The 14368-nt window shown below is 74.1% G+C and carries 6 protein-coding genes; 4 read left to right on the top strand and 2 right to left on the bottom strand.

Annotation, left to right across the window (positions count from 1 at the left end; all coding sequences use genetic code 11):
• Positions 1-16: 16 nt before the first annotated feature.
• The gene (locus OHB00_RS03230) at positions 17-1414 is read right to left on the bottom strand and encodes a 2-oxoadipate dioxygenase/decarboxylase family protein (protein WP_406430984.1); all 1398 of its coding nucleotides are present in this window, start codon (positions 1412-1414) and stop codon (positions 17-19) included.
• A gap of 282 nt (positions 1415-1696) precedes the next feature.
• Between OHB00_RS03230 and OHB00_RS03235 the strand changes: the two genes are divergently transcribed.
• The 3 genes from OHB00_RS03235 (at position 1697) to OHB00_RS03245 (ending at position 4537) form a co-directional block, all read left to right on the top strand.
• Positions 1697-3868, top strand: a complete 2172-nt coding sequence (locus tag OHB00_RS03235) for an MMPL family transporter (RefSeq protein ID WP_406430986.1) — start codon at positions 1697-1699, stop codon at positions 3866-3868.
• 84 nt (positions 3869-3952) lie between these two features.
• Positions 3953-4309 carry an ANTAR domain-containing protein gene (locus OHB00_RS03240; protein ID WP_406430988.1) on the top strand — a complete coding sequence of 119 codons (357 nt, stop codon included), beginning with the start codon at positions 3953-3955 and terminating at the stop codon, positions 4307-4309.
• 75 nt (positions 4310-4384) lie between these two features.
• Positions 4385-4537 carry a hypothetical protein gene (locus OHB00_RS03245; RefSeq protein WP_406430990.1) on the top strand — a complete coding sequence of 51 codons (153 nt, stop codon included), beginning with the start codon at positions 4385-4387 and terminating at the stop codon, positions 4535-4537.
• Between the two features lie 50 nt (positions 4538-4587).
• Here OHB00_RS03245 and OHB00_RS03250 read toward each other — a convergent pair whose 3' ends face one another.
• Positions 4588-5739: a glutathione-independent formaldehyde dehydrogenase gene (locus OHB00_RS03250; RefSeq protein ID WP_406430992.1), complete on the bottom strand. Its 1152-nt coding sequence runs from the start codon at positions 5737-5739 to the stop codon at positions 4588-4590.
• Positions 5740-6063: 324 nt separating this feature from the next.
• On the opposite strand from OHB00_RS03250, the gene OHB00_RS03255 reads away from it, so the two are divergent.
• Positions 6064-14346, top strand: a complete 8283-nt coding sequence (locus OHB00_RS03255; protein WP_406445598.1) for an SDR family NAD(P)-dependent oxidoreductase — start codon at positions 6064-6066, stop codon at positions 14344-14346.
• Positions 14347-14368: the final 22 nt, after the last annotated feature.

Here is a 14368-nt window from a genome sequence, read left to right on the forward strand (position 1 = left end):
CCGGAAGGGTGAGGGGTCAGCGGACGGGGTCGGTCAGGCCGAGGGCTCGGGCGACCCGGGCGAGGGAGCGGTTCTGCTGCTGCTCGTAGAGGGCGAAGGGGTCGAGGACCTCGCGGCCGATGGCACCGGAGAGCCAGTCGGCGTCGTGGGCGGTGCCCTGCCGGCCGTTGTCGCGGGTGGCCGCGCCGCCGAGGTTGGACTGGAAGATGCCGGCCGCGGAGCGGGGCAGGAAGTCCTCGTAGACGATCGGTTCGGCACGCACCCAGCCCTGCCGCACCAGTTCGGCGATACCGGTGGGCGGCGTGCGGCCGTCCTGCGGCCGGTCGTCGGCGAGCCGGTAGGTGAAGTACGCCAGTTCCCGGGCCGCCAGTTCCTCCTCGCTGCCGGGCATGTGCCCCTCCCACACGTGCCGCGCGATGTCGCCACGTGCCGCCGCGGGCTGCCGGGCCGCCTGCTCGTCGACGTGGCCGAGGAGTTCGTCGTACAGTGCGCGCCCCGACCGGGTGAGGGCGATGCCGCGGGCCTCGACCTCGCCGAAGCGCACCCGCAGGGCGCCGCTGACGACGGTGCCGTCCTCGGTGCGCATCGCGCGGGGCTCGGCCAGGGCGCGGAAGGAGGTCTGGCGCAGCAGGACGTCGGGGCCCTTCCAGGCCGGCGGGCCCTGGATGGTGTCGATCATCTCGATGCCGCGGTCGGTCATGCGGCGGTACAGCTCGTCGATGTCCAGGACGCGCGGGGTGAGGTGGTTGATGTGTGTGCTGCGGACGCCGCCGATGTCGGCGGCGACGGCGGAGACCTCCTCCAGGGTCCGATACCAGGCCCGGTCCACCGGTTCGGCCGACAGCTCGAAGGCCTCGACGGCCAGTCGGAGAAGCCGCTCGGCATCCTCGGCCGGCAGTTCGCGGTCGGCCGCCGCCCGGTCGGCCAGCGCGAGCAGCTCCGGTGGAAAGAGCTCGCGGGCGGCGAGGAAGGTCTCCAGGCGGGCGCGCAGGTCCGCGTCGAAGAAGCGGGGGTCGGCCGGGGTGAGCAGGGAGGTGAACACCCGGAAGGGGTTGCGGGCGAGTTCCTCGCCGTCGACCGGCCGGAATGCGGTGGAGACCACGGGCACGGCGCCGGCCGCGGCCTCCCGCAGGTCGTAGAAGCCGACCGGGTGCATGCCGAGGGCGCCGAAGACGCGGGCGACCTGCCGCAGTTCGCGCGGTGTGCCGACGCGGATGGCGCCGTGCCGCTCGGCGGTGACCCTGCCGATGGAGCCGAGGCGTTCGGCGTCGGCTCCACGGGCGCGCAGGACGTCCTCGTTGACCTCACGGGAGACGTCCACCAGCGTCGTGTAGGCGGGAACCTCCCGCCCGTACATCTCCGACAGCCGCACCGCGAACGCGGCTCGCAGTTGCCACTGACCGATCGTTGACATGGTTCGGCCCTTCGGTCGGCGACGGGGCGGCGATCACGTCTTCGATGGTCGCCGACCCGGCCGCCGTCGTACAGACGACAGGGCCGCCCGCGGGGCGTCGGGAAAATCGCAGCTGAGCGCGCCGCGCAAAACCCAGTGGACCGATCTTCACAGCTGCTCCCTAACATATGGCGTCAAGACAACCATGCGCCTGGCGCGTTGGACGCGTGCCGGGCGAGGTCGCCGATGCCAGGGTCCGCTCCCCGGGCTGCGGTGATCTTCCTACCCAGGAGGACCTTCCGCATGTTCCGACGAATTGGCAGTGCCGTCGTCCGACATCCTGTCTGGACGATCGTGGCATGGCTGATCGCGGCGGTGGCGATCGTCGCCACCGCCCCGAGCCTGCCCTCGAACAGCGACGAGAGCAGCTTCCTGCCCAAGAGTTACGAGTCCATCAAAGCGGCGGACCTCCAGGTGAAGGCGTTCCCCAGCGCCTTCACCCCGTCCGCGATCGCGCTGTACCAGCGCACCGACGGCGGCACGCTCACCGCCGAGGACAAGAAGGACGTCGCCCGGATCACCACCGAACTGGGCGGCAAGCACATCGACCAGGTCCAGAAGGTCGTCCCCGGCCAGCCGTCGAAGGACGGCAGGTACGACCTGACCCTGGTGCAGATGGACAGCAAGAACGCCGGCCAGCCCGTCCAGGCGGACGCGGCCAAGGTGCTGCGCGACGACGTCAAGCAACTGGCCAAAGGGACCAACCTGCAAGTCAGGCTGGGCGGTTCGGCCGCCCAGGCCCTCGACCAGCAGGACTCCTCCAAGCGCGGTGAGGCGCTGATCGGCATCGGCACGTTCGTGATCATCCTGGTCACTCTGCTGATCATCTTCCGGGCGCCGATCCTCGCGTTCCTGCCGTTGATCGTGATCGGCGTGGTGTCGGCGATCGCCAACGGGCTCATCGCGTACGCCACCAAGCTGTTCGGCCTGCAGGCCAACAGTTCCGTGTCGTCGATCCTGATCGTCGTGCTGTTCGGCGTGGGCACCGACTACTTCCTGTTCCTGATGTTCCGGTACCGCGAACGCCTGCGTGCCGGAGACGAACCCAAGCAGGCCATGGTCAACGCGGTCGCCCGGGTCGGCGAGGCCATCGCCTCCGCGGCCGGCGCGGTCATCATCGCCTTCCTCGCGCTGGTGCTGTCCACGCTGGGCTTCCTGAAGCAGATGGGCCCGGCGCTGGCCATCGCGGTCTCGGTCACCCTGGTCGCGGGGCTGACGCTGATCCCGGCCGTCGTGTCGCTCATCGGCCCGAGGGTGTTCTGGCCCTCGAAGTCCTGGCAGCAGGAGCCCGCCAACGCCCGTTTCGCGGCCCTGGGCCGTGGGGTGCAGCGCCGCCCCGGGCTGACCGCCGCGGTCTCCGGTCTCGTGCTGGTGGTGCTGTCGCTGGGCACTCTCGGCTTCCACGCCACGTTCGACCTGGCGTCGGGCTCGATGCCCAAGACCAAGGAGTCCATGGTCGTCCAGGACCAGATGCAGAAGGCGTACTCGGCCGGTGCGGCCGCGCCCACCGACGTCTACCTCTCCAGCACCGACGGCAAGCCGCTGGACACGTCCTCCTTCGACGCGTACGCGTCGAAGCTCGGGGCGGTGGACGGCGTCGCGAGCGCCCGGATGGCCCAGGTGAACAAGGCCGGTACGACCGCGGACTTCACCGTCACCCTCAAGTACGAGGCGTCCACGGACAAGGCCATAGACGCCGTGGGCCGGGTGCGTGACGTCGCGCACGCCGACGCCCCCTCGGGAACCGAGGCGCTCGTCGGCGGCATGTCCTCGATCTACAAGGACATCGACTCCGCGGTCAACCACGACTACCGGACGGTGTTCCCCGTCGCCGCCCTGCTGATCATGGTGATCCTGGGGCTGCTGCTGCGCAGCGTGGTCGCTCCCTGGTACCTGATCGCCTCGGTGGGCCTCGGCTTCGGCGCCACGCTGGGCGCCACGGTCTGGATCTTCCAGGAGGCCCAGAACAAGCCGGGTCTGATGTTCATGCTGCCGGTGATCATGTATCTCTTCGTGGTCGCCATCGGCACGGACTACAACATCCTCATGATCGCCCGGCTCCGTGAGGAGGCCCGCGAGGGCCGGGATCCGCGCGAGGCGGCCGGCATGGCGCTGCGGCACGCCGGTCCCACGGTGGCCGCGGCGGGCTTCATCCTGGCGGCGACCTTCGCCACGATGATGCTGGCCGGCAACTCGCTGCTCACGGAGATGGGCTTCGCGGTCTCCTTCGGTATCGCGGTGGCCGCCTTCGTCATGGCGATGTTCTTCACCCCGAGCCTGACGGCGCTGATCGGCCACGCGGCCTGGTGGCCGGGCCACGCCGACCGGGCGGAACCGGCGGCGGGCACCGGGCCCGGGGGTGTCACGCCGGTGACCGGGGAGGACCAGAACACTCCCGCGGGGCGTCGCGGCTAGCCGCACGATTCCGGTCGCGTACGGACGGGGTCCGGGGGAAGCTGTAGAGCTGACCCCGGTCCCCCTCCCCCGACGAGGCGATTCATGGCCTTCTTCGCGATCTCCCGCACACAGCCGCTGCGGTTGCTGTCGGCCACCGAACTGGCGGCGGAACACGAACGGCTCCGGGCCGAGAACGCCCAGCTGAACCAGGCCGTCACGTCGCACGCCGTCATCGACCAGGCCATCGGCGCCGTCGTCGCCTGCGGCCGGATCGCTCCCGAAGAGGCCTGGCGGGTGCTGCGTGACGTCTCGCAGCACACCAACACCAAGCTGCGCACCGTCGCCGAACAGGTGCTCAGGTACGCGCAGGGCAAGGCCGCTCCGGACTTCGACCCGGCCGAGCTGCGGCGGGCGATCGTCCGGTACCGGGCCTGCGGGGGCGCCGTCCGGACCCCCTGACGTCGCGGGATCCGCCTTTCACGACGGCATTGACTTCGGAGGTGGACGACCGTCCAGCGCGTCGGCGCCTCCTCGATGACGTTCGGATTCGACGTGTGGGGCGAGGAGACCGCCGGCCGTCCGCGGCAGCTCGCCGCGTCCGGCCGCTGTACGGTCGTGCACGTGCCGCAGCGGGCGGACCGGGCGAGTGCGCCCTGGTCCGCCGAGTCGATCACCGCCTTCACGTAGTGGTACCCGCCGGCCCGCCGCGGCGTGTCAGTGTCGTGTCGTCGCCGGTGCTACGCCGCGAGAGCGTGCCCGGGGTGCAGGACGACCTTGGTGTAGCCCTCGATCCGCTGGTCGAACTTCTCGTAGGCGCCCGGCGCCTCTTCCAGCGGCAGTTCGTGGGAGACCACGAAGCTGGGCTTGGCCCGCTCCGCGATGATCAGATCACGCAACTGGCGGTTGTACTGCTTGACGTTGCACTGACCCGTGCCCATCCGCTGCCCCTTCTCGAACATGCGGCCGATGGACACCAGGAGCTGGCCGTGCTTGGCGTGCTCGTCGGGTCCGCCCGGGTCGGACGGGACGTACAGGCCCGGTACGCCGAGCATGCCCGTCGGCCGTACCGTCTCGACGAGGCCGTTCAGGACGACGGCGGGTTCCTCGTGGCTCGCGTCGTGCGCCTGGGCCTGATAGCCGACGGCGTCGACGCCCTTGTCCGTGCCCTCGCCTCCGGTCTGTTCCTTGATCTGTTCGGCCGGGTCGCCCCTGGTGAAGTCGATCGGTATCGCGCCGATCTCCTCGGCCTTGGCGAGCCGCTCGGGCACACGGTCGACCGAGAACACCTTGGACGCGCCGCGCAGCAACGCGGAGTACGCGGCCATCAGCCCGACCGGTCCGGCTCCGAAGACGGCGACGCTCTCACCGGGTGTCACCTGGGCGAGCTCACAGCCGTGGTAGCCGGTCGGGAAGATGTCGGCGAGCAGCACGAAATCGGTCTCGAACTCGTTGCCCGGCGGCAGCTTCAGGCAGTTGAAGTCGGCGAACGGCACACGCAGCAGCTCTGCCTGCCCGCCCTTGTAGGGGCCCATGGCCACATAGCCGTAGGCTCCGCCGGCGAAGCCCGGATTCACCGTGAGGCAGAAACCGGTCTTGCCTGCCAGACAGTTCTTGCAGAAGCCGCAGGCGACGTTGAAGGGCATGACGACCCGGTCGCCCTCGGACAGCGAGGTCACGCCCGAGCCGATCTCCTCGACGATGCCGAGGTTCTCGTGCCCGAAGACTATGCCCGACTCGGCAGCCGTACGACCCTCGTACATGTGCAGGTCGGAGCCGCAGATGGCGGTCGATGTGACCCGTACCAGCACGTCGTTCGGGTGCTGGATCCGTGGATCGTCGACGTCCCTGACCGTGACGCTGAACGGCTTCTCGTAGACAACGGCTTTCACCTGGCTCACCTCCGCGTCGAACGCCGGGCGGCGGACGGACCGCGTGGACCGAGGCTTTGGCCGGGAGAAACACGTCGAGGCAGGGCCCTCGGTCCGTGCCGTAACCCTGGGCGCTCTTGTTTCATCATCGGATACTTCCAGAAAACGCCGATCGGGCAGGCGCTGCAACCCCGGCGGCGCTTCGACGCCCGGCCCGCGAGGAACGCGGCGCGCCGGTGGTCCGGGACGCCGGCGGCGTGCCGAGGACGACGGCGGGGCGGCCGGCCGTAGGCTCGCCAACGAGGATGATCCGCAAGGGTGTTGACCAAGGGGGGCCTGGTGGGAGTGACGAGGGCGTCGGCCGTACGGCCCGTTGCGGAGCTGCTCGTCGAGAACTCCGTCCGCTACGGCGGGAGAGTCGCCTTCGCCGACGACCGGCGGGCGGTGAGCTGGGCCGCGCTGGAGCGCAGGACCGGCCGGCTGGCGGCCGGCCTGGGCGTCGGCCGCACCGCCCGGGTGGCCTTCTGCCTGGGCGACGGCGTGGAGCTGGTCGAAGGGCTGCTCGCCACCGTGCGGGCCGGCGCGGTGGGGGTGCCGCTGAGTGCCCGCGCCACGGACGCCGAGCTCGCCGAGCTGCTGGCCGACTGCGATCCGGCCGTGCTGGTCACCGACCGGCACAACCTGCCTCGGATCACGCGGCTGACGGCCGGACGGCCCGTCCGGCTGCTGGCCACCGGCGAGGGACCGCTGCCCGACCGGGTCACCGCCTGGGAGGCACTGGCCGCCAACCCGTCCTCCGCCCCTGCCGACGACCTCGGCCTGGACGAGCCGGCCTGGCTGCTCTACACGTCCGGGACCTCCGGCACCAGCAGGGCCGCGATCTCCAGCCAGCGGTCCGCGCTGTGGTCCTCGGCCGCCTGCTATCTGCCCACGCTCGGCCTGTCGGCGGCGGACCGCGTCCTGTGGCCGCTGCCCCTCTCCCACACCTACGCCCACTCGCTCTGCGTCCTCGGCACCACCATGGCCGGGGCGAGCGCCCGGATCACCACGACGCGGGAACCGGCCGCCCTGGTGCGGCTGGTCGGCGAGTACGCGCCGACCGTCCTGGCCGGGGTGCCGCTCACCTACCGGCAGTTGCTGGACGCCGGACTGGGTGCCGTGCCCTCGCTGCGGCTGTGCGTCACGGCCGGCGCCCCCAGCGACCCGGAGCTGCGGGAGGAGGCCGAGGCGCGGTTCGGCGCCCCGCTGCTGGACGGCTACGGCAGTACCGAGACCTGCGGCAAGATCGCCGTGGAGTCGCCCACCGGGCCCCGGGTGCGCGGCAGTAGCGGGCTGCCGCTGCCCGGCATGGACGTACGGGTCGCCCCCGCCGGGCCGGCCGACGAGGACGGCGAGATCTGGGTCCGCGGCCCCGGTGTCATGCTCGGCTACCACGAGCGGCCCGAGGAGACCGCCGCCGCGCTGCGCGACGGCTGGTACCGCACGGGAGACCTGGGCCGGCTCGACGAGCACGGTTTTCTGATCGTCACCGGCCGGGCCGGCGACCGTATCGTCCGCGGCGGCGAGAACGTCGACCCGGCCGAGGTGGAGCGGGTGCTGTGCGCTCTGCCCGGGGTGCGGGACGCGGCCGTGGTCGGGAGGGCCCATCCCCTGCTCGGTGAGGTTCCGGTGGCGTTCGTCGTACCGGACCGCCCGGACCTCGATCCGGCGCCGCTGCTGCGCGGCTGCGCCGCGGTGCTCTCCGCGCACAAGGTGCCCGAGGAGGTGCTGCTGACCCCGGCGGTGCCGCGCACCGCGGGCGGCAAGCCGCGCCGGGCCCTGCTGCGCCGGGCGCTCGCCGACCGGCCGACCGATGCGGACCTCGCCGAGCTGGCCGGCCGGACGCCCGGCGAGCGGCGGGCCGCGCTGACCGACCTGGTGTGCGCGGAGACGGCGGCGATCCGGGGGACGGCCGCCGATCCGGGCACGGCGTTCGCCGATCTCGGCCTGACGTCGATGGACGCCATGACCCTGTGGCACCGGCTCGGCACCCGCACCGGGCTGCGGCTGCCCGCGACGCTGGTCTGGGACCACCCGAGCCCGACCGCGGTCGCGGCCCACCTGGACGCCCTGCTGCACAGGACGGAAGGGCTCGCGGCGGACAGGACGCCAGGGCTTGCGGCCGACGGGACAGCGGGCCGTCCCGCTTCGGACGCGAGGGCGGCCGTTCGCGGTCCGGAGGCCGAGCCGGTGGCGATAGTGGCGGTCGGCTGCCGTTTTCCGGGCGGGGTGAGCTCGCCCGAGGACCTCTGGCGGCTGGTGGCCGAAGGGCGCGACGCCACCGGCGAGTTCCCCACCGACCGGGGCTGGGATCTCGCGTCGCTGCACGATCCCGACCCCGACCGCCCCGGGACGACGTACACCCGCCGCGGCGGGTTCCTCGACGGGATCGCGGACTTCGACCCACTGTTCTTCGGCATGTCGCCGCGCGAGGCGCTGGCCACCGATCCCCAGCAGCGGCTGCTGCTGGAGGTCGCCTGGGAGACCTTCGAACGGGCCGGCGTCCCGGCGCCGGAACTGCGCGGCACCGACACCGGGGTGTTCGTGGGCCTGATGCACGCCGGCGGGTACGGCGGCGGACGGTCGCCGCACGAGCTGGAGGCCCAGCTCGGCATCGGCTCGTCGCCCAGTGTGGCGTCCGGCCGGATCGCCTACGTCCTGGGGCTGCGTGGTCCGGCGCTGACCCTGGACACTGCGTGTTCGTCCTCGCTGGTCGCGCTGGACCTGGCGGCCCGGTCGCTGCGGGCCGGGGAGTGTTCGCTGGCTCTCGCGGGCGGGGTGACGGTGCTGTCGAATCCGGGGCCGTTCGTCGTGTTCAGCCGGCTGCGCGGGCTGTCGCCGGACGGGCGCTGCCGGTCGTTCGCCGCGGGAGCGGACGGCACCGCCTGGGCCGAGGGCGTCGGCCTGGTGCTGCTGGAGCGGCTCTCGGACGCCCGCCGCAACGGCCATCCGGTGCTGGCGGTGCTGCGTGGTTCCGCCGTCAACTCGGACGGCGCGTCCAACGGCCTGACCGCCCCGAACGGCGAGGCACAGCGGGAACTGATCCGGCGGGCGCTGGCCGACGCGGGGCTGGACGGGTCCGACGTCGACGCGGTCGAGGGACACGGCACGGGTACCGCGCTCGGCGATCCGATCGAGGCGGGTGCCCTGCTGGCGACCTACGGACAGCGGCGTGATCCGGCCGACCCGGTGTGGCTGGGCTCGGTGAAGTCGAACCTGGGGCACACCCAGGCCGCGTCGGGGGTGGCGGGCCTGATCAAGATGATCGAGGCGATGCGCCACGACGAACTGCCCGCCTCGCTGTACGCGGAGCGGCCGTCGCCGCACGTCGACTGGTCCGGCGGTGCGGTACGGCTGCTCGACCGGGCCCGCCCCTGGCCGCGCCGCGACCGCCCGCGCCGGGCGGCGGTCTCGTCGTTCGGCATCGGAGGCACGAACGCCCACGTGATCATCGAAGAGCCGACGGAGGCCGACGGGCCGGCCGCGACAACGGTCGCCACGTGGGGCGGCGCGGCGGTCCCGACGGCGGACGGCGCGGTGGCCGACACGACGGTCCCAGCAGCGGTCGGCGCGGTGGTCCCGGCGGCGGGCGACACGGCGCTCCCAGCGGCGGGCGGACCGACGGTCCCAGCGTTGGTCGACACGGCGATCCCGACGGCCGTCGGACCGGCGATCCCAGCGGCGGGCCACACGGCGATCCCGACGGCCGTCGGACCGGCGATCCCAGCGGCGGGCGACACGGCGATCCCGACGGCGGTCGGACCGACGGTCCCGGCTGGGGGCGACACATCGATCCCAACGCCGGGCGGACCGGCGATCCCAGCGCCGGGCGGACCGGCGATCCCAGCGCCGGGCGGACCGACGGTCCCGGCGGCCGTCGGACCGGCGGTCCCAGCGGCGGGCGGCCCGGTGCTGGGCGCGGGTTCGGGCGCGCCGTCGTCCCGTCGGCTGCCGCTCCTGCCGTGGCTGGTCGGCGGGGGTGACGCCGCCGGGCTGCGCGCCCATGCCGCGAGACTGGCGGCCGAACTGGCCGACGTACGGGAGGACGCGGACGCCCAGGATGTCGCGTTCTCGCTGGCCACGACGCGGGCGCCGCTGTCGCACCGGGCGGCCGTCCTGGCCCCGGACGCCGAGGGCCTGCTCGCCGGCGTGCGCGACCTGGCCGCCGGCGTCGACGGTCCGAGCGTGCTGCGGGGCACCGCGCGCCCGCACCCGAAGGTGGCGCTCCTCTTCCCCGGGCAGGGAGCCCAGCTCCCCGGGATGGGCCGCGACCTGCGGGCGGCCTTTCCCGCCTTCGACACGGCGTTCACGCACGTGTGCGAGGAGTTCACCCCCTGGCTCGACCGCCCCCTGCTGGAGGCGATCGACGACCCGGGCCTGGTCGACCGCACCGAGTACGCGCAACCGGCGCTCTTCGCCTACGCGGTGGCCCTGCACGCCCTCCTCGCCGGCTTCGGCGTGCGCCCGGACCGGCTGGTCGGGCACTCGATCGGCGAACTGGCCGCCGCCCATGTCGCCGGGGTGTTCTCCCGTGCCGACGCGATACGGCTGGTCGCCGCGCGCGGCAGGCTGATGGCGGCCCTGCCCGCCGGTGGCGCGATGATCGCGGTCCGGGCGCCACTGGCCGAGGTGACGCCTCTGCTCGACGGGGTTCCCGGGCGGACCGTGTCGGTCGCGGCGGTCAACGGGCCTGAGTCGGTCGTGCTCTCCGGGCCCGAGGACGCGGTGACGGCGCTGGCCGCCGCCGTCGGACGGCCGCGGCGCCGACTGCGGGTCAGCCACGCCTTCCACTCGCCGCTGCTGGACCCGGTACTGGCCGAGTACCGTGCGGTCGCCGAGTCGGTCACCTACCGGCGGCCGTCCGCTCCGGTCGTGTCCACGCTCACCGGACGCCCCGAGGCGGCCGCGCTCGGCACCGCCGAGCACTGGGTGCGGCAGGCCCGCGAGACCGTCCGGTTCGCCGACGCGATGAGCGCGCTCGCCGCCGAGGGCGTCACGGCCTTCGTCGAGGCCGGGCCCTCCCCCACCCTCGGTGTGGCGGCGGAGGAGAGCGTGCGGCCGGACGCGGGCGCGGTGTTCGCGTCGTGCGGCGACGCCCGGACGACGGCCGAGGCGCTGGCCGCGTTGCATGTGCACGGGGTCGGGGTGGACTGGCGGGCGGTGTACGCGGACTCCGGTGCCCGGCGGCGCCCGCTGCCCACCCACCCCTTCCGGCGCCGGCGCTACTGGCTGGACGCCGTCCGGCGCCGGAGCGGGTCCGGTCATCCCCTGGTGGGCGAGCCGGTGCCGGATGCCGACGGGCCCGGGATCCGGCACACCGCCGATCTGTCCCTCGACTCCCATCCCTGGCTGGCCGATCACGTGATCGGCGGCCGGGTGGTGGTGCCCGCGACCCTCTTCGCCGAGCTGGCGGCCCGCGGCGGCGGCTGTGCCGGGCCGGTCCGGCTGACCGAACTCGCGCTCCACGCGCCGCTCGTCCTCGCCGCGGGGCAGGGGGCGCAGGTGCAGGTGGTGGCCGGGGCGCCGGACGGGGCGGGCGGGCGGCCGGTCACCGTCTGGGGCCGGCGGGCGGGCACGTCCGAGCCGTGGACCCGGCACGCCACGGCGACGACCGGCGGGGTCGGGGCGCCGCCCGGGGACACGACCGGCGCTTGGCCGCCGGTGGGTGCGGAGCGGATCGCCGTCGACTACGAGCGCCTGGCCGGCCACGGCCATCGCTACGGGCCCGCCTTCCGCGCGGTGACCGCGTTGTGGCGCCGCGACGACGAGACCTTCGCGGAACTGGCGCTGCCGCCGGGGGAAGCGGCGACCGCGCGGTCGTACACCCTGCACCCGGCCCTGTTCGACGCGGCACTGCACGCGGCGCTGCTGGCCGAGGAGCGGGGCGAGCCGAAGGCACCGGTCGCCTGTGCCGGAGTGACGGTGTACGCGACCGGTGTCGCCGCCGCGCGAGCGGTGGTGCGACGGCTCGGCCCGGACGAGTTCGGCGTCACCCTCACCGACGGGGCCGGGCTGCCGGTGGCGGCGGTGGAGTCCGTGGTCACCCGGCCGATCCCGGCCGCCCGGCCGCCGGCCGAGACATACCGCCTCACCTGGCGGCCGGCGCCGCCGGCCGACACCGCGAGTCCGACCGACACCCCGAGGCCGCCTGGGATCGGCAGTCCGTCGGGCGCCGCGAGCCCCGAGGACGAGGTGTTCGATGTGGCACGGCTGGCCGCCGCCCTGCCCCCGGACACCGCCGTGCCCGACCGGGTACGGGAGCTGCTGGCCGCCGTGCTGGAGCGGGTGCGCGACTGGACCGCGGGCGCCCGGCCGGGCCGGCTGCTGATCCTCACCGGTAACGCCACCGGCGACGCCCCCGACCTGGCCGAGGCCGCCGTCGCCGGGTTCGTCCGCAGCGCCGGTTCGGAGCATCCCGGCCGGATCGTGCTGGTCGACCGGCAGGGCGCCGCGGCCACCATGGCGGCCGTGGCGGCGGCGCTGCGCTCCGGCGAGCCGGAACTCGCCCTGCGCGACGGTGTCGTCATGGCTCCCCGGCTGGTCCTCGCCGATCCGCCGGCCGCCGAGCCCGCCACGCTGGATCCGGAGGGGACCGTCCTCGTCACCGGCGGCACCGGCGCGCTGGGGGCGAGCCTGGCCCGGTACCTGGTCGCCGAACGCGGGGTCCGGCATCTGCTGCTGTCCTCCCGCGGCGGAAAGATCCCGGACTGGGCGGGGGAACTGGCCGCCGACGTACGCGTGGTGGCGTGCGACGTGAGCGACCGGGCGTCGGTGGAGGCGCTGGTCGCGTCCTGTAGGCCGGAGCTCACCGCGGTCTTCCACCTGGCCGGGGTGGTGGACGACGGGGTGACGGACGCCATGACGCCCGAGCGGCTCGCGGCCGTGCTCGCGCCGAAGGCGGACGGTGCCTGGCACCTGCACGAGGCGACGCGGGGCCTCGACCTGGCCGCCTTCGTGCTCTACTCCTCGGCCGCGGGCGTGCTCGGCAGGCCGGGCCAGTCGAACTACGCCGCCGCCAACGGGTTCCTGGACGCGCTCGCCCGGTACCGGGTGGCCCTCGGACTTCCCGCGCAGTCGCTGGCGTGGGGGCCGTGGTCCACGGTGGGTGCGGAGGGCATGGCGGGCCGGGTGGCGCCGGACCGGCTGCGCGAGGGCGGGGTGCTGCCCGTCGACGAGCCGGAGGGCATCGCCCTCCTCGATGCCGCGCTGCGCCGTCCGGAACCGGTCCTGGTACCGGTGCCGCTGGACCTGCGGGCCGCCCCGCGGCCCGACACGCCGGCCGTCCTCGCCGACCTGGTGCCCCGCGGCCCGGCCGCGGTCGACGCGACACGCCTGGACGACGTCGCGCGGACGCCCGGCGCCTGGCGCGAGCGGCTCGCCGCCGTCCCGCCGTCCGAACGCCTGCCGCTGCTGGCCCAGCTGATCGGCGCCGAGATCGCGGCGGTGCTGGGCTTCCCGGACCCGTCCGACCTCCCCGCCGACCGCTCCTTCGACGAGCTCGGCTTCGACTCCCTCTCCGCGGTGCAGGTCCGCAACCGCCTCAGCGCGTTCAGCCAGGTCCGGCTGTCACCCACCGTCGTGCTGGAGTACCCGACACTGCCCGAGCTGACGGCACACGTCCACGAGGTTCTCCACGCCCCGGACGCACTGCCGGGCACGGAAACGGAGCGGGCCGACGGTCCTCGGCAGCCCCGGCCGGAGCCCGAGCCCGAGGCCGCACCCGCGCCCGAGCCCGCGCCCACAGCCGTCTCACCGGCACAACTCCCCCACTCCCCCTACCGGTTCGGCCCGCTCTACCACCGCGTCCTGCGGGAGCAGGGGCCGAGGGAGGCGATGGCGCTGCGTTTCCTCGCGTCGTACGCCCTTCCGGTCTTCTCCGACCGGGAGCGGGCCCGTCACACCGTCCCGCCGCTCCAGCTCGCCGACGGCGACGGCACCCCGCTGGTCTACCTCCCCGACTACCTGACACCGCACCTGCGTCTGCCCACCGGTCTGGCCCGGCAGTTCGACGGCGAGCGGGATCTGTACGTGCTGGAGCATCCGGGTCTAGGCACCCGGCGGGCCGTTCCGGACAGCGTGGCGACGCTGGTGCGGGCGCACACCGACACCGTGCGCTCGCTGCCCTTGGAAGCGGCGCCCGTCCTGGTCGGCTACTGCGCGGGCGGGGCGATCGCCCATGCCGTGGCCCGGCAACTGGCGGCGGACGGACGGCCGCCGGCCGGAGTGGTCCTGGTCGACACCCATGCCGGGGTGCTGCGCCGTGGTGACGCGCGCGGGCAGGCGCTGATGGCCGCGGGTGCCGCGCTCGACTCCGAGACGGCCGACCGGCTGGACGACTCCCTGCTGCTCGTCGGAGGCGGGTACGTCCGTGTGATGGAGAGCTGGCGGCCCGAACCGTCCCCGGTCCCGGCCCTGTTGCTGCGCGGCCGGCCCACCGCCGACATGCTGCGCATCGCACCCGGCGACGACTGGCGGCCGCACTGGCCGCTGCCGCACGACGGCGTGGACGTGCCCGGCGACCACTACTCCCTGCTCCACCAGGACGCCGCCGGCACGGCCACGGCGATCCGCGCCTGGCTGCCCAAGTGACCCTCCCGGCTTGCTCGTTCTG

The sequence above is a fragment of the Streptomyces sp. NBC_00631 genome (assembly GCF_045206895.1).
Classification (GTDB): domain Bacteria; phylum Actinomycetota; class Actinomycetes; order Streptomycetales; family Streptomycetaceae; genus Streptomyces.